Source organism: Streptomyces sp. E11-3, assembly GCF_046540415.1.
In the GTDB taxonomy this organism is placed as follows: Bacteria; Actinomycetota; Actinomycetes; order Streptomycetales; family Streptomycetaceae; genus Streptomyces.
In genome coordinates this window covers 1,202,586-1,217,731 of record NZ_JAZGRL010000001.1, presented here as the reverse complement: position 1 = coordinate 1,217,731, position 15,146 = coordinate 1,202,586, and the positions used below count along the sequence as shown (strand labels likewise).

At 69.1% G+C, this 15,146-nt stretch carries 23 protein-coding genes; 17 read left to right on the top strand and 6 right to left on the bottom strand.

Features of this window, described 5'->3' with window-relative positions:
- Positions 1–10 precede the first annotated feature (10 nt).
- From U9R90_RS05575 to U9R90_RS05550, 6 genes are all read right to left on the bottom strand, one after another.
- Positions 11–853 carry an aldo/keto reductase gene (locus U9R90_RS05575; protein WP_411055257.1) on the bottom strand — a complete coding sequence of 281 codons (843 nt, stop codon included), beginning with the start codon at positions 851–853 and terminating at the stop codon, positions 11–13.
- A 70-nt stretch (positions 854–923) separates the two neighbouring features.
- On the bottom strand, positions 924–1,727 hold the full coding sequence (locus U9R90_RS05570; RefSeq protein ID WP_411055256.1) for an ABC transporter ATP-binding protein: 804 nt from the start codon (positions 1,725–1,727) through the stop codon (positions 924–926).
- The gene (locus tag U9R90_RS05565) at positions 1,724–4,504 is read right to left on the bottom strand and encodes an ABC transporter permease subunit (RefSeq protein WP_411055255.1); all 2,781 of its coding nucleotides are present in this window, start codon (positions 4,502–4,504) and stop codon (positions 1,724–1,726) included. Before U9R90_RS05565 ends, U9R90_RS05570 begins: the two co-directional genes overlap by 4 nt.
- Positions 4,505–4,516: 12 nt before the next feature.
- Positions 4,517–4,771 carry a hypothetical protein gene (locus U9R90_RS05560; protein ID WP_411055254.1) on the bottom strand — a complete coding sequence of 85 codons (255 nt, stop codon included), beginning with the start codon at positions 4,769–4,771 and terminating at the stop codon, positions 4,517–4,519.
- A 90-nt stretch (positions 4,772–4,861) separates the two neighbouring features.
- The gene (locus tag U9R90_RS05555; RefSeq protein WP_411055253.1) at positions 4,862–6,316 is read right to left on the bottom strand and encodes a tyrosine-type recombinase/integrase; all 1,455 of its coding nucleotides are present in this window, start codon (positions 6,314–6,316) and stop codon (positions 4,862–4,864) included.
- A 436-nt stretch (positions 6,317–6,752) separates the two neighbouring features.
- The gene (locus U9R90_RS05550; RefSeq protein WP_411055252.1) at positions 6,753–7,172 is read right to left on the bottom strand and encodes a hypothetical protein; all 420 of its coding nucleotides are present in this window, start codon (positions 7,170–7,172) and stop codon (positions 6,753–6,755) included.
- Between the two features lie 177 nt (positions 7,173–7,349).
- Between U9R90_RS05550 and U9R90_RS05545 the strand changes: the two genes are divergently transcribed.
- The 17 genes from U9R90_RS05545 to U9R90_RS05465 all read left to right on the top strand — a co-directional run bounded on the left by U9R90_RS05545 (position 7,350) and on the right by U9R90_RS05465 (position 15,085).
- Positions 7,350–7,595, top strand: a complete 246-nt coding sequence (locus tag U9R90_RS05545) for a helix-turn-helix domain-containing protein (RefSeq protein WP_411055251.1) — start codon at positions 7,350–7,352, stop codon at positions 7,593–7,595.
- 1 nt (position 7,596) lies between these two features.
- Positions 7,597–7,854 carry a helix-turn-helix domain-containing protein gene (locus U9R90_RS05540; protein ID WP_411055250.1) on the top strand — a complete coding sequence of 86 codons (258 nt, stop codon included), beginning with the start codon at positions 7,597–7,599 and terminating at the stop codon, positions 7,852–7,854.
- Between the two features lie 109 nt (positions 7,855–7,963).
- Entirely contained in the window at positions 7,964–8,383 is a 420-nt protein-coding gene (locus U9R90_RS05535) for a hypothetical protein (RefSeq protein ID WP_411055249.1), read from the top strand.
- Positions 8,380–9,027, top strand: a complete 648-nt coding sequence (locus U9R90_RS05530) for a hypothetical protein (RefSeq protein ID WP_411055248.1) — start codon at positions 8,380–8,382, stop codon at positions 9,025–9,027. Before U9R90_RS05535 ends, U9R90_RS05530 begins: the two co-directional genes overlap by 4 nt.
- Positions 9,020–9,496, top strand: a complete 477-nt coding sequence (locus tag U9R90_RS05525) for a hypothetical protein (protein WP_411055247.1) — start codon at positions 9,020–9,022, stop codon at positions 9,494–9,496. Before U9R90_RS05530 ends, U9R90_RS05525 begins: the two co-directional genes overlap by 8 nt.
- Entirely contained in the window at positions 9,493–9,774 is a 282-nt protein-coding gene (locus U9R90_RS05520; RefSeq protein ID WP_411055246.1) for a hypothetical protein, read from the top strand. Before U9R90_RS05525 ends, U9R90_RS05520 begins: the two co-directional genes overlap by 4 nt.
- Positions 9,771–10,091: a hypothetical protein gene (locus U9R90_RS05515; protein WP_411055245.1), complete on the top strand. Its 321-nt coding sequence runs from the start codon at positions 9,771–9,773 to the stop codon at positions 10,089–10,091. The genes U9R90_RS05520 and U9R90_RS05515 overlap by 4 nt, the downstream gene beginning before the upstream one ends.
- On the top strand, positions 10,081–10,656 hold the full coding sequence (locus U9R90_RS05510) for a hypothetical protein (RefSeq protein WP_411055244.1): 576 nt from the start codon (positions 10,081–10,083) through the stop codon (positions 10,654–10,656). The genes U9R90_RS05515 and U9R90_RS05510 overlap by 11 nt, the downstream gene beginning before the upstream one ends.
- Positions 10,656–10,886, top strand: coding sequence for a hypothetical protein (locus tag U9R90_RS05505; RefSeq protein WP_411055243.1), 231 nt, complete (start codon positions 10,656–10,658; stop codon positions 10,884–10,886). Before U9R90_RS05510 ends, U9R90_RS05505 begins: the two co-directional genes overlap by 1 nt.
- Before the next feature lie 94 nt (positions 10,887–10,980).
- Positions 10,981–11,388 (top strand): DUF6292 family protein, encoded by a 408-nt coding sequence (locus U9R90_RS05500; protein WP_411055242.1) that lies wholly within the window; start codon positions 10,981–10,983, stop codon positions 11,386–11,388.
- Positions 11,385–11,774, top strand: coding sequence for a hypothetical protein (locus tag U9R90_RS05495; protein WP_411055241.1), 390 nt, complete (start codon positions 11,385–11,387; stop codon positions 11,772–11,774). The genes U9R90_RS05500 and U9R90_RS05495 overlap by 4 nt, the downstream gene beginning before the upstream one ends.
- Positions 11,771–12,145 (top strand): hypothetical protein, encoded by a 375-nt coding sequence (locus U9R90_RS05490; protein ID WP_411055240.1) that lies wholly within the window; start codon positions 11,771–11,773, stop codon positions 12,143–12,145. The genes U9R90_RS05495 and U9R90_RS05490 overlap by 4 nt, the downstream gene beginning before the upstream one ends.
- Positions 12,142–12,606, top strand: a complete 465-nt coding sequence (locus U9R90_RS05485) for a hypothetical protein (RefSeq protein ID WP_411055239.1) — start codon at positions 12,142–12,144, stop codon at positions 12,604–12,606. The genes U9R90_RS05490 and U9R90_RS05485 overlap by 4 nt, the downstream gene beginning before the upstream one ends.
- Before the next feature lies 1 nt (position 12,607).
- On the top strand, positions 12,608–12,838 hold the full coding sequence (locus tag U9R90_RS05480) for a hypothetical protein (RefSeq protein WP_411055238.1): 231 nt from the start codon (positions 12,608–12,610) through the stop codon (positions 12,836–12,838).
- A 105-nt stretch (positions 12,839–12,943) separates the two neighbouring features.
- Positions 12,944–13,264 (top strand): hypothetical protein, encoded by a 321-nt coding sequence (locus U9R90_RS05475; protein ID WP_411055237.1) that lies wholly within the window; start codon positions 12,944–12,946, stop codon positions 13,262–13,264.
- Entirely contained in the window at positions 13,261–14,103 is an 843-nt protein-coding gene (locus tag U9R90_RS05470; protein WP_411055236.1) for a PD-(D/E)XK nuclease-like domain-containing protein, read from the top strand. Before U9R90_RS05475 ends, U9R90_RS05470 begins: the two co-directional genes overlap by 4 nt.
- A gap of 10 nt (positions 14,104–14,113) precedes the next feature.
- A complete protein-coding gene (locus tag U9R90_RS05465) occupies positions 14,114–15,085 on the top strand; it encodes an ATP-binding protein (protein ID WP_411055235.1) in 972 nt (323 codons plus the stop codon).
- The last annotated feature ends 61 nt before the right edge of the window (positions 15,086–15,146 follow it).

Below are 15,146 nucleotides of genomic sequence, written 5' to 3'. Positions count from 1 at the left end.
GGGCGCCTGGTCAGCTGTAGTCGAACTCGTCCGGGTTCGGGCCAAGGCGCTTGCCCTCGTCGAGTGCGGCGATGGCGGTCAGGTCCTCGGTGTCCAGTTCGAAGCCGAAGACGTCGATGTTCTCCTGAATCCGGGACGGGGTCACGGACTTGGGGATCACGACGTTGCCGAGCTGGAGGTGCCAGCGGAGCACGATCTGGGCCGGGGTGCGGCCGTGCTTCTGGGCGATGGCGACGATGGTCGGCACCTCCAGGAGGCCCTTGCCCTGACCGAGCGGCGACCAGGCCTCGGTCGCGATGCCGTGCTCCGCGTGGAACGCGCGCGCCTCCGACTGCTGGAGCTGCGGATGCAGTTCGACCTGGTTGACGGCCGGGACGACGGACGTCTCGTCCAACAGACGCCGCAGGTGCGCCGGTTGGAAGTTGGAGGTACCGATCGCCTTGGCGCGGCCGTCGGCGGCGATCTCCTCGAACGTCCGCCAGATGGTGAGGTAGTCGTCGCGCATCGCGCGCGGCCAGTGGATCAGATACAGGTCGACGTACTCCAGGCCGAGCTTGGCCAGGGAGGCGTCGAACTCGCGCAGAACGCTGTCGCGCGTCCACGTCTCGGAGGCGCTGTTCCACAGCTTGGTGGTGACGAAGAGCTCCTCGCGGGCGATGCCGGAGGCGGCCAGGGCCTTGCCCGTACCCTCTTCGTTGCCGTAGACGGCGGCCGTGTCGATGCTGCGGTACCCGGCCTCGAGCGCGGTGGCGACGGCCCGCGTGGCCTCGTCGTCCTCGACCTGCCAGACGCCGAAGCCGAGCTGCGGCATAGCGACGCCGTTGTTGAGGTTCTTGCTGGGGACCTTGCTCACGAGCCCTCGATCCTTACGTGGTGGGGTGGTACTCCATCGTGAACGATCACGACCGCGCGAGCATTCCCGTTCACCCACCGTTTACGGCAGCCGTGCCGAGATACGCGTCCCTGACCGACGCGTCGGCCCGCACCTCGGCCGCCGTACCCTCGGCGAGCACCGCGCCCAGGTCCAGGACGACGACCCGGGCGCAGAGCTCCATCACGAACGCCACGTTGTGCTCGACGAGCAGGACCGCGCAGCCCTGTTCGTCCGCCAGATGGCGGATGACGGCAGACAGGTGCGTCCTTTCCTCAGCGGTCATTCCTGACGCGGGTTCGTCCAGGAGGAGCACCCGTGGCGGATCGGCCAGCGCACGGGCCAGCTCGACCATCCGGGCCCGGCCGACCGGCAGCGCGCCCGCGTAGCCGTCCGCGAGGGCGGCGAGGCCGCAATCGCGGAGCACCGCCGTGGCGCGCTCGGTGCGGGCCGCCGCCCGGCGCCGCCGCGAGGGCGCCGCGAGCAGATCGGCGGCCAGGCCGCCACCGCCGCCGCGCCACTCCTGTGCGACCAGCAGATTGTCGGCCACCGTGAGCTGTCCGAACAGCTGCTGGCGCTGGAAGGTGCGGCGCATTCCGTGCCGGGCCCGCCACACGGGGGAGCGGCGGGTGATGTCCGCACCGTCCAGCAGGACGCGGCCCTCGTCGGGGCGGCGGATGCCGGAGACGACGTCGAACAGGGTTGTCTTGCCTGCGCCGTTCGGCCCGATCAGGCCGCACACCTCGCCGGGGCGCACGCCGACGGACACGCCGGTGAGGGCCCGCACGCCGCCGAAGCGGACGCCGATGCCGGATGCCTGGAGCACGTACTCGCTTGTGGCGCTCATGGCGCTCATGGCTGAGTCACCTCCTCCGTCGTATCGGCCGCGATCCCCAGGTACGCCTCGGTGAGTTGGTCGACCTGTACCTCCGAGCGTGGGCCACACCACGAGACGCGGCCCTGTGCGAGATACGCCACCGTGTCGGCGACGCCCAGGACCTCGGCCGCCTTCTCCTCGACCAGAAGCAGAGCGGTGCCCGCGTCACGGAGCTCGGTGAGGATCCGGAAGACCTCGTCGACCACGCGGGGGGCGAGGCCGAGCGAGGGTTCGTCCGCGATCAGTACCTTCGGTGGTTGTTGGAGGAGGGGCGCGAGGGCGAGCATCTGCTGCTCGCCGCCGGAGAGCGAGCCCGCGGGGACCTTGCAGCGGGCGGCGAGCGAGGGGAAGCGCTCGTACACCGCTTCGCGGTCCGTGCGCTCGCGCAGCCGCAGGGCGAGGTTCTCCTCGATGGTGAGCGCGGGGAAGATGCCCCGCCCCTCGGGGGCGAGCAGCACCCCGGCCCTGGACCGTCTGACGGCACCGTCGCGGGTGGCGTCCCGCCCGCTGACGTACACCGTCCCGTCGCGCGGAGTCAGCAGCCCTGCGGCCACCTTGCAAGTGGTCGACTTCCCGGCCCCGTTGGGGCCGAGCAGCGCGACCATCTCGCCGGGCCGTACGGTGAGATCGACCCCGTGCAGCACGGGTGCCCCGTCGTATCCGGCGTGGATACCGTGCAGTTCGAGTGCGGGCGGGACTTTTTCATCCCCGATCCCGCCCCTTCCCGGCAGTGACATTTGCGGCTTCGCCGCGTGTGGGGGCGTCGCCCCCAGACCCCCTGATCGCCCTCCGGGCTCGTCCTCAATCGCCGGACGGGCTGGATCTCTGCCCTGCACCACCCACTCACCCGCAGCCCTGCGCCGCGCCAGCCGCGTAGGCACCGCCGCGCAGTACCCATCCGGATCGTTGGCCAGCGCCAACCCCGCCAGCCCGAACAACATCACCGGCAGATGCGCCGACTCCGTCACATAGTCGGACAGAACATGCGGCACCAGCGCGAACACCAACCCCGCCACCACCGCGAACTGCGGCCTCCGCACCCCCGCCGCGACCACCACCGCCAGCCAGATCAGCCCCGTCATCGCCGTGAAGTCGGTAGCTGTGACACGGGTGTTGTACGAGGCGTACATCACGCCGCCGAACCCGGAGAGCCCCGCCGACAGCGTGAACAGCATCAGCTTCGTACGGACCACCGAGACTCCGGAGGCCATCGCCGCGGCCGGCGCGGAGCGCACCGCGAGCATGGCCCGCCCCGAGGCCGAGTTCCGCAGCGCGCTGAGCGCCGCCACCGCGGCCGTGACGAGGACGACCATGGCCACGCCCATCGCCCGGTCGTCGCTCAGGTCCACGGGGCCGAACGCGGGCCGGGGGATCGCCCACCCGGTGTCACCGTTGCGCAGCCAGCCGATCTGGAACAGGACGTGGTCGGCGAGGAAGGCCAGTGCCAGCGTGGCGAGCGCCAGCGAACGCCCGCCGAGCCGCAGCGCGGGCAGTGCCACCAGCGCCCCGAGCACCGCCGCCACACAGGTGCCCACCAGCGCGGCCCCGAGAAACGGCCAGCCGTGGCTCATCAGCAGCCCCGCCACGAGTGCCGCACCCGTGACGAAGGTCGCCTGGGCCAGCGAGACCATCGCCCCGAGCCCGGTCACCACCGTGAAGGAGACGAAGACAAGCGAGATCGCCAGACCGCCCGCCAGGATGCCGCTCCAGAAGGGCGTCGTCACCGTGTAGAAGGACACGGCAAGGAGCAGCGCCCCGGCCGCCCACGGCCCCCACCGCCGCGCCCACGACCGGCCCGCCAGATAGTCGACCGGCGGGGCGTCGGCCGCCGCCGTGCCCGCCGTCCGCTGCCGCCGGGTCATCAGCAGCAGCCCGGCGAAGAGGATCAGGAACGGTACGGCGGTACGGAACCCGGTGATCCGCTCGGCGAACGAGGCGTACCCGGCCACCAGGTTCTGCAGTACGCCCAGCGCCAGGCCACCCGCGAACGCCAACGGAATCGAGGCGAACCGCCCCAGGACCGCGGCGGTCGCGGACACGAAGAGGAAGAGGGTGTAGTCGTGCGCCGAGAGGCCGAGCAGCGGCGTCGCCAGCACCCCCGCGAGCCCGGCGAGCGCCGACGACAGCATCCACGCCACCGACGACAGCCGGTCGGCGCTCATCCCGCGCAGCTCCACCAGCGACCGGTTGTCGACCGACGCCCGCAGCCGCAGCCCCAGCGGGGTGTGCCGCATCAGCAGCCACAGACCGACCGCCACCACCGCCGTGACCACCCAGGTGATGAGCTGGTCGGAGTCGATGCCGACCCCGTCCATCAGTTGCCAGGACGTGGCCGGGCTCGGCCCGACCCCCGGCAGTCCGAACTCGTTCTCGGCGGGCCGCACCGACGCGCCCGCGTCCTGAAGCAGCTCCACCACCCACATCCCGAGCGCGGGCAGCGCGACCAGCAGCCCGATCGTCGCCACGAGCTGGGCCGTCTCGCCGACCCGCGCCAGCTTGCGGAACATCAGCCGGTCCAGGCCCCAGCCCAGGGCCGGGGCCACCACACAGACCAGCAGCAGCGCGCTCGGCACGGCGGGCCAGCCGAAGCCGGAGTGCAGTTCGTAGAAGGTGAGCGCACAGAGGTAAGCGGTCGCGCCATGGGCGAAGTTGAAGAGCCCGGACGCCGAGTACGAGAGCACCAGACCCGTCGCGAGGAGGGCGTACAGCGCACCCGAGACCAGACCGCTCAGCACGAAGCCCAGCAGATCAGCCATGCCCGTACCCCCTTACTTGAAGGGGATGGGTTCGTAGCACTTGAAGGGCGACGACACCTCGTACGCGCCGCTCTTCAGCTGCACCAGCGCCCCGCAGCCGAAGGCCTCCTTGCGCCCCTTCGGGAGCGCGCGGTCGCCGACCATCGTGCCGGTGTCGGAGAAGCCCGCCGCCGCCTTCTGGAAGGAGGCCACGGTCAGGTCCTTCCCGGCCTTCTCGGCGATGGCCAGGAACAGGTCGGCGGACATATAGCCGGTCATCATGTGCATAGCTAAGGAATCAGCTAAACGATCGCGCTGACCTGCTAACCCCTTGATCCGCAACCGGGTGATGGGAAACGAACGGGAAACAGAGTCGCCTCAAGCGGCCTCACTCTGCTCGTTCGCCACACGCGCGACGGTCCGGACCACCGTATCCCTTCGCGCATCCGGGCAGGCCAGCCGCACTTCCGCGAGTACAGCCTCTGTCCCCTTGATGCCCCTGGTCAAGGCCCCGCGAACTAGCTGCGCCACCGACGGGACCATCGGCCGTGGCCCCACGTCCACCGCCGCCCCCTGAGGGAGGCGCTCCCAGCGAGCCTGCAACGACGCGACGATGGCCCGCTCCATAGCTGGCGTCACGTTGCTGTACGTCCCCTCAACGCCCTGCATCTCATGCCCCATGCGGGACTCCACCGCGAACCGGCTGTGCCCGTCCTCGTCCAGCCAGGCCTTGTGTCCGTGCCTGATGAGATACATCCGCTTCCCCTGGAACGAGGGAACTGCCGGTATCTCCGCTCGAGGCTTGAGGACTCGCCCGCCGCTCCGCTCTTCGCAGCCGTTCGCGACCGGCCGCCAGTACTCGCGGTTGAACGCCAACCTGGCGAGACAACCGCCCTCGATCCCGGTGAACACCCACTCCTCGTCGTGGGACGCGAGGAGCTTCTCCAGCATGTCCGCCAGGAACTGCGGGATCACCAGCGTCCGGTAGGAGTCGTACTTCGGGGGGAAGAACCCCAACTCGCCGTCCTCGTACTGCACCTGCCGCTGCACCCGGATCGCAGGCAACACGCCCTCACCCTTGCCGTACCGCTCCGCATCCTCTTCGTACCGGTCTCCCTCGTCCGGGTCCGGCCGCGGATCCGAGGCAGGCCAGTTCGGATGGCAGTACTCGCGCGTCAGCCCATACAGTTCCGCAGGCCGCATCCCGGTCATCGCCATCGTCCACATGAAGACGTAACCGGAGTACCCGAAGACGGTCTCCGCGTTGCGCGCGAGCTGGTCCACGACCTCGACGGGCATGTCCTTCTTGCGCTCGCGCTTCTTCTTCTTGAACTTGCCGCGGCGCCTCTTCTGCTCGACCGGTGATGTCTTGCGCAGCCCGGCGTCCACCGCATCGTTCATCACCATGTTGAAGACCATCATCACGTTGCGGACGCTGTTGTCGCTAAGGGTCTTCGCGAGGTGCCGGCGGAAGGCGCGCACCGTGAGGATGTCGATCTCCTTGACCGTCTTGCGGTCGAAGAACGGGCGGATGTGCGAGTTGATCGTCCACGTGTAGTTGCGGACGGAGAGGTGCGCCAGGTCCAGGGATGCGAGCCAGTCGTCCAGCCAGTCGGAGACGAGGGTGGCGCCGTCGCGGTTGGAGATGTTGGTGCCGTGGCGGATCTCGTAGAGCTTGTCCCGGCCGTGATCGTAGGCTTCGTCCTCGTCGGTGAATCCGCCCTCGGACTCGAAGCGTTTTCGGCCGCTCGCGTGGTACTCGCCGCTCCACCACTTCACACGGCAGGTGCCCCCGCGCCACTCCGTGTAGATGTCCTGGCTCCGTCGCGCCATCGTCGCCCCCTCGGCGTCACGTGCGCGGCAGTCCGGCAGGTACCCCTACCGCCGAGACTCCGCGACCCACATGGTGTCAGCTTGCCTTGCCCACTGGGCAGTTGCGGCAGCTGCCGCAGTCGCTCCCGAGAGCCCGCACCATCTCGCGCATCGAGGCCTGCGCCTCGGGGCGACGATTCACTTGTACTGGTACTACGCAGACGATCCCGTTGTCGACCTTGAACACGTGGCCCAAGAACTGTGGCCCGTAGTCGGCTATGAGCGCGTCTCTGTGCAGCATGGCTCCCCCTCTTCAGGTTTAGGAGCCTCCGAGGACGTCCCTCGACTCTGCCATGTTCAGGGGCGGTTGGGACCACGCGGGACCAAAGTGATCTACGGAGAAATGGTAACGAAGCCGTAAAAGCAAATGGTTGTAATCCATTTGAGTGAATGTCGGTCAGATGAGCCCGCGGCTGGCGAGGTCTCGTACTACGCGCTCGCTCATGGCTCGGATCTCTTCGGCGGTGGATCCCTTGGCCATGGCAAGCAGGGACAGCTGCACCGTGTCCAGCGCCTGCTCCTGGCGGGGCATTTCCGCGACTGTGGCGTTCGGCGCCTCAGGCACGTCGGAGACGGGGATGGGTTCGCGGCCTTCGAGGATTGAGATGCAGCTTCCGGGGGCCCACTGCAACAGGTTGTCGATCTTGACGTAGTTGGTTTCCCTGATGGCGAGGCCCTTCTCGACCCGCTGCCATGTCGCCTTGGCGACTCCGGCCGCCTTCGCGTTGATGTCGTTCAGGGCGAGCCCCAGCTCCGCGCGGCGGCGCTTCGCCCGTTTCGCCAGTCGCTCGAGGTCGTGGTCTGTGCTGGTCGGCATGAGCCCATCTTGGCAGTACTAGGCGGGACCAGCCAGGACTAGGGGACCCTTTCGGCTGGAAGTCGCCCATAGATATATGCAGATCAGAGGGTACCTGTGCGCCATTAGTAGCTAACTGAGGGCATCTAAGGGCTGCAATGGGTAGACGGCGTGGGTAGCTATGGGTATGTTCAATGCATGCACCAACCCCCAACCACTCTCGCAGTGGACGGGGCGGCCATCTGCACCAAACGCATGCAAGCGGGGCTCGAAGTCCAAGAGCTCGCCGAGATCGTCGGGATCAGTGCGAACTACCTGCGAAAACTCGAACGAGGCACCCGCAAGCACATGGGACCGGGCAAGTACGGCCGTCTCAGAACCGCTCTGGACGCGACCCATGAAGAGCTCCTCGCCCCCACCGAGGTACCCACAGAGAGGAAGTGACGTGTCTACCAAGCGGGCCTATCTCAAGCCCCAGAAGCCGGCGGACCCCGACGCACCGTTCCTGAAGATTCAGGAGGTCGCCTACCTACTGCAGGTCAGCGTCAACACCGTGCGCCGAATGATCAAGGCCGGAGCTCCCCACAGCCAGCGCGTGGCAGGCGGCGTGATCCGCATCAGCCGCGAAGACCTTCCGCACTACTACGACGCGCACCGCGTGGGCCCCGCCCCCGCCCGCCGCCGCAGGCAGCGCGCCGCCTGACGGCAACGCGGCCCCAACCGCCGGGCTTCCACACACCGGCAGCCGGGGCCACTGCGGCCTAGGCCGCGAGATCCACCCCTTCAGAACCCAGAAGAGACAGGAGTGAACCGTGAGTTCATTCTCCCAGAACCCTGACCCGGACTACGAGCCGGACGAGTTCGACCTCATGACCACCCAGGTCCCGATGGTGTCCCCGCTGCAGACGATGTTCGCCTGGGCTGCGGAGCACCTCCAGGCGACGCGCCCGGACGGGGTCGACGTCACTGACATCGGACGTCTGGCCTACGACAGCCTCCCGGCCGAAGAGCGCGAGCAGGCGTCCAACGAGCTGTTCTACACCTACTGGGAGGCCACGCTGGCCGACGAGGAGGCACTGGTCCACTCGGAGGACCTGCGGGCGCAGCGGCAGGAACTCCGCCGTCTCCTCGGCCAGTACGAGGACCTGATGGGGTCGTCGTCTCCGGTGCCGTATGTGCTGCTCGACAACATCGCCCGGCTGTCCCTGCCGCTGATGGGAAGTGCGGCATGAGCGACTACCCGGAGATCGCTGCCCGCTTCGCCCGCGACACCGCTGGCCACGCGATGACCGTCCTCTTCGAGCAGGGCCTGTACCGGCACCTTCGGTTCGAGGCCACCGACGGTCGCGGTTACCGCTTCGATTTGCACACGTCGCCGAACCGACTGATGTTCCACGGCGAGGTCGGGACTTACGTCTTCTCCGTCTGGCCAACCGCCGACCTGTTCAAGGTCTTCAGCGAGTCGTCAGTAAGCGACCGGCCGAACTTCGGCTACTGGAACGAGAAGCTCGTCGCCTGGTCGGAGCCCGCCATCCAGTTCTCCACTGAGCGCTTCGACGAGCACGTAGCCAAGGAGTTGGCGCAGGCAGAGGAGCATTTCCCCGGCGTCACCGCCGCTTGGTGCGAGCACACCGAGGGCTTCATGGCCGCATATAGCACCGACTCTAAGGAGACGGCGCGCGAGGCACTGGCCGCCTTCGAGTACCTGCCCGACGGCCAGTGGGGCGAGGCGTGGCGCTTCCTCGCCCCCTACACGAGCGAGTGGCAGCTCGACGACTACGACTGGCGCTACCTGTGGGCCTGTCACGCGATCGTGTGGGGCATCGGCCTGTCCCGCCTGGCCGAGGGTGCGGCTGGCGGTGAGGGCCGTGACTGAGCCCCTGATGCCGGACCGCGAGGCGGAGATCCGCGAGACCCACCCTGGTGCCTGGTACGACGGCCCGTGGGTTCAGGGTTACGTCGAGGCTGCTGGTGACGAGCCCGCGTACTGCCGGGTCGTGCACTTGGAGTCGGGCACGGTCCTGGCGACGCTCCCGGACTTCGCTGGCGACATCGCCCTGTTCATTGCTGACGCGCACGACGCTGTGCCGGAGCTCCTCGCCGAGCTCGACCGAGCCCGTGGCGAACGGGACGAGAACCGGCGCTACGCAGCCCAACTGGAAGCCGCGCTCTGCCAGTGCCGACCGGAGTGCGAAGACGGCGAGTACTTGCACTGTGTCGACTGCCCCGTCGTCGAGATCCAGATGAGGGGCGACTGTCCCGGATTCGAGGGCAATCCGGTTGCGCCGGACCTGTGCGCTGGCTGCGGCGAGCCGGGCGATTCGCACAAGGGGGGCGCGTCATGACCTCCCCGTCGAAGCCGCGTCGGATCGCCGACGTGGATGTGCCGCTGACCCGCCTGGAGGCGGACGCGCGGGCACTGACCGTCCGACGGTGCTGCCAGGTCCTCGCTGAGGCTGCGGCCAGTACCGAGTCTCCGTCGGACCGGATCGCCTACGCCCTCGACGAGTGCCTGCTCCGGCACCCCGAGGCGCCGATCTCCACCGACGACACCTATCCCGGCTGGGCTGAGCACATCGCCGCCCTCGCCGCCAAGAACCAGCAGCCCAGGAGGCTGGCATGAGCAACTACAACCTGACCATCTTCCTGGAGCCGAGCCTCACCGTCCGAAGCTCCGGGAAGCCGAACGCGGTCCTCTACGTCGAGCCGGACGGGTGGCACGGCCCCGGCAACACATGCTTCCAGATCCCACAGCGCGTCAGCGCAGAAGACCACGTGAAGATCGCCGATGCGTTCCTTGAGGGCGTCACCGCCTGGCGGGACACGATCGTCGCCGAGGTCGAGCGGAACCGGACCGCCGCCGATGAACTCGCCGAAGCCCGAGCCGAGATCGAGCGACTCAAGAGCGACCGTGACGGCGGTGAGTCGAATGACAACTGAGCCGACGACCTTCCCAGACCTCGTCGAGGACGCACTGGACGAACTCGACGTGGCGTACTGCGCCGTGTACGGCCCGAACCCAGCCACCTGGTCGAAGGGCGTGCGGGGCGAGTACCGCGACCAGCTCCGCACGCGCCGCACGGTGGACCGCGAGGCGCACCCGGTGCACCCACGCCGGGCATCGGCTGCCCGCCGTCGCAGGCACTACAAGCAGCTCGGCTACCGGGTGCACCAGATCGCGCCTGGCGCGGCCACGGTGCTGTTGACGCCAGTGTGGACCGACCCGGCCGGGACGGCAGCGCGGTCCTACGTCGTCACGGCTCGGTCTGCTGACTGCAAGCAGCGTCTACAGCTTCCGACCGGTGGGTCGCAGCGGCTCGCCGCGCTCATGCAGGGCGCGTTCCCCGCCGCGGACTGGGATCAACCGCAGACGTGGCATGCCGACACCAACACGCTCACCACGTGGGGCCAGACGAGCCGCGCGTTCCGGGAGTCGGCGGATGCCGGGTTCGTCGAGTCGCTCAACGCGTACACCGCCCGCACGGCGAGGCGGGAGGCGGACTGATGGGCCTCGAACTCGCTGGAGACGAGCGCACCCACCGCAACACGGTCGAGCAGCGACGTGAAGCGGCGGTGACGGTCGCGGACCGGATCGCCGCCGAGCACCCGCACGAGCTCGACGATCTGATGCCGCGCTTGGCGGGCAAGCAGCTCGCCCACGACCCGGTGGTGGCGGCCAGGGTCCGCGAACTCCTCGACGCCCTCGGGCTACTGCCGACGGGAGGCGCCAAGTGACCGCCGTCGACTGGATCGTCCTCGCCGCGTTCGCGTTCCTCGCCCTCGCCGGGCCCCGCATCAGCCAGCACCTTGCCCGCAGGAGGGCCGAGCAGTGACCGAATACCCGCACAACAGCTACATCGACGCCGTCGCCGACGCGTTCGCCGCCTACGGCATCGACGTCGTCCGCGCCGAGACCACCACCCAGGACGGCCAGCTCCTGGAGGCGTGGATCGAGTTCGACGCCGACCAGGCCGACGCCGGCACCTGGCTGCACGGCGTTTACCTCGGCTGGGACCAGAACCGCGGATGGCACTTGATCGAGGCTGGTGGCGGCCGCAACGTGAGCCACCTCGACCCCGAGGCCGTCGGCGTCTACTCCAGCCCGCGGCAAGTCGCGTGCTCGACCGCGAACGCGCTGCGTGGGCACCTGGCGACCGGCCCGATCTGTAACGACGGGACGTGGTCGTGGGACAGCCGGCCGGTGGAGGCCGCAGTCGCAGCGTGGGAGGCATCGTGAGCCTGCCGCACACCGCCTACGCCGACGCCCTCCATGCCACTCTCGCCGATGCCGGGCTCGCCCCCATCACGACAGCAGTCAGGGTCACTGACACGTTCATCAGGCTGACCAGGCAGACCGTGCACGACCTGTGGATCGAACTCGCTTGGGAATCCGGCCACTCCCTCACCTGGCATCACGTCCAGGGCTGGTATCTGCACCGCCCTGGCGCGGCTCCCTCGGAGCTGGATCTGCCGCTCTTGGTCGACCCCGTAGTCCTCATTGCGGTGGTGCAGGCCGCCCTCGATGGGACGTGGTCGAGGTGCGGCATGCCTGATCAGCCTGCCCTCTGGACCGACTATCGCGACGTTGATCAGCGGATCGCTGCTTGGGAGGACCGATCATGACCGGCACCATCGCCCCACCCACCGTCGCCGAGGTCGCCGACATTTGCGACAAGGCCGCCTGCCACATGGACCGCGTCGGATTCCATCAGGGCGCCCTGTACTCCGGCTGCCAGGCCGACGCCGGGACCCCCCTCGAGGGGTGTCGTGTCGACGTGGTCGGCGCCCTCAACTTTGCCGCCCACGGCAGCGCGAGGTTCGGGTGCGAGGACGGCCCGGAGCGCCGCGCCGCACTGCGCGCTGAGGTCGCCGTGCAAAACCATCTCGGCGCGGACCTCATCGACTGGAACGACGCTGCAGAGCGGACGAAGGAGCAGGTCGTCCAGGCGCTCCGCGACACCGCCACCGGCCTGCGGGCGGGGGTGACGCCGTGAGCCTCGTAACTCGTGGCCGCAGGCTCGCCCGCCACCGTGGCAAGACGCCGATGCAGCTGCGCGTCGAGCTCGACGAGGCGGTGTGCACGCTCATTGCCCTCACCACCGAGGTCGACAACCTCGGCGCCGAACGCGCCCAACTTGAGCTCCAGTTGGACCAGGCGGGGATCGACCTGTCCGGGGCCCTCGAAGACCTTCGGGCCTCCGAGGCCGAGAAGGCCCACCTGCGGATCGAGCTGCACGCCCTGCGCGCCTTCAAGGCCAACGTCCTGGCGACCACCGTGCCGCCCATGGAGCGGGATATCGACCCCGACGAGCAGCCCACCCACCCGACCGGCTTCGACGTCCGGCCGCTGTGGGACGCGCTCGGCCCGGTCGTGGCCGTCGCCGCGCCACGGGCGGCCGACCCCGCGCACATCCCGCACACCACCCGCATCAAGCCCGCCGAGGAGGTGGCCTGACATGTACGAGCCGCACGACGGAGACCGAGTCCGCATCACCGCAACCGGCCCGACACCAGGCGAATCCATCTACGAAGGCACCGTCCGCCGCCAGTACATGGACATCGCAGGGTTCGAACTGCAAGGCGTGCACGTCAACAGCGGGCGGACGGTTGGCCTGTGGTTCTCCGTCGACCGGATCGTCAACGCCGACCCCGCTTATCAGCAGACAACCGTCCGCCTCGCCACCTGATCATGCCGGGGCGGCGGTGACCTACCGCCCGCCGCCCCGGCAGCCAACGCCGCGTTGAGCCGCCCCCAGGCTCCGCGGCCCCTTCACACTCGAAAGGCAGAGCGCATGAGCACCACCATCCCGCGGGAGACCGCACGTCACGTCCTGTGGCGTTACGGCCACAAGGGCGGCGCCCATCCCGGTTCGTTCACCCAGCACCTCATGGCCGCCATTGAGGCCGCTGACTTGCAGAACCGGGCGATCCTCCGCGACACCTACCCGGCCCTGTCCGCAGCCCTGCACCTGGCCCGCTACGACGAGACCGGCATCGCCCAACTCCAGCGCATCGCCACGGGGGAGGGCCCCCTCGGCTGCCGGTGCGGTGACACCGCCGGCCCGTTCACCGCCGACGGCCGCTGCGAGACCTGCTCGGGAGACGCCCAGTGACCGCCGCCGTGGAGGTCGAGGCGCCCGCCGAGGTGATCCCCGGCGTGTACGACATCCCCGCCGAGCTGTACCACTCCGATCCCGTGCCCGGCGGCAGCCTCTCCTCGACCGGCGCTCGGAAGCTCGTCAAGGACTGCCCCGCCAAGTTCAAGCACTGGCTCGACAACCCTGAGCCGCCGAAGAAGGCCCTCGACCTGGGCACTGCCGCCCACCGCTTGGTTCTCGACGACGGCCCCGAGCTCGTCCTCGTCGACGCCCCTCGCTGGGACACCAACGCCATCAAGGCCGAGATCGCCGCCATCCGCGCCGAGGGCAGCATCCCGCTCAAGCGGCCGGAGATGGAGCAGGTCAAGGCCATGGCCGCACAGCTCCGCAAGGATCCGGAGGCCGCCCGGCTTCTGGAGCCCGGCTCCGGGGCCGCCGAACAGTCCGCCTTCTGGGAGGACAACGGCGTCTGGCGGCGGGCCCGCTTCGACTGGCTGCGCCACGACGGCCAGTTGGTCGACTACAAGTCGGCGCGGTCCTGCCGTCGCGAAGACCTGGAGAAGGCGTTCCACGAACACGGCTACCCGCAGCAGCAGGACTGGTACGAGGCCGCTGGCCTGGCGCTCGACCTGATCGACCCCGAGCGGCCCATGCAGTTCGTGCTGCAGGAGAAGGAACCGCCCTACCTCGTCGTCGTCACGACCTGCGACCCGATGGCCCGAGAAGTCGGCCGCCACCTCAACACGGTCGCCCTCAACGCCTACGCCATCTGCCGCGAGTCCGGCGAATGGCCCGGATACCTGCCCAACCCGATGATCTCGCTCCCCCCGTGGGTCGAGCGCCAGTACGCCTAGGAGCGTTTCCGTGAGCCAGCTTCCCCCGCCCGTCCGTACAGGCCGCCAGCAGCCGCAGGCCGACGAGTACGACCAGGGCGGCTTCGTCTTCCGCCCGGCCACCAAGGACAAGGCCAAGGCCCGCGTCGCCATCCAAGGCGTCTCCGGCTCCGGCAAGACCTGGACGGGCCTGTCCATCGCCCACGGCCTGAGTGAGGGCCGCCGCTTCGCCGTCATCGACACCGAACGCGGAGCCGCATCTCTGTACGTCGGCATCAACGGCATCCAGTTCGACGTCCTGCAGATGCACCGCTACGACCCCCGCGACCTCGTCAAGGCCCTCGCCGCCGCCCGAGAGGCCGGGTACGGCACGGTCCTCATCGACTCCCTGTCGCACTACTGGAAGGGCACCGACGGCACCCTCGACCAGGTCGAGAAGGCCAAGTCGAAGTACGGCGGCAACAGCTTCGCGGGGTGGAAGGACGGCACCCCCATGCAGAACGAAATGATCGACGCCCTGCTGACGTACCCCGGCCACATCGTCGTCACGATGCGCTCCCAGACAGAGTGGGTCCTCCAGGAGAACGACCGCGGACGCCGCGAGCCCGTCGCGATGGGCATGCGCGCCGAGCAGCGCAAGGGCGTCGAGTACGAGTTCGGCCTCGTCGCCTCCATGGACATCGACAACACCCTGACCGTCCTCAAGTCCCGCTGCCCCAGCCTCCACAAGCGGTCCATCAGCGAGCCGAACGGCGCCGTCGACATCGCCAAGCCGCTCCTCGACTGGCTCAACGACGGCGCCGAAACCGTCGACGCATCCGCCTGGATCGACGCGGCCGGGGCGGACGACGCGACGCCCGACAGCCTGCTCGCCCTCTACCGAGAGGTCGAGTCCCGCGGCGCCCTGGCCACCCCACTGCTCCACCCGCAGACCGGCCAGCCGACCAGCCTCGGCGACTACATCCGCGAACGCGGCGGCGCCCTCAAGCACGCCCAGCAGTAGCCCCGCCTCGCCGGGCTGGCCGCACCCGTAATGCGGCCAGCCCGGCACCACCCAAGGAGAC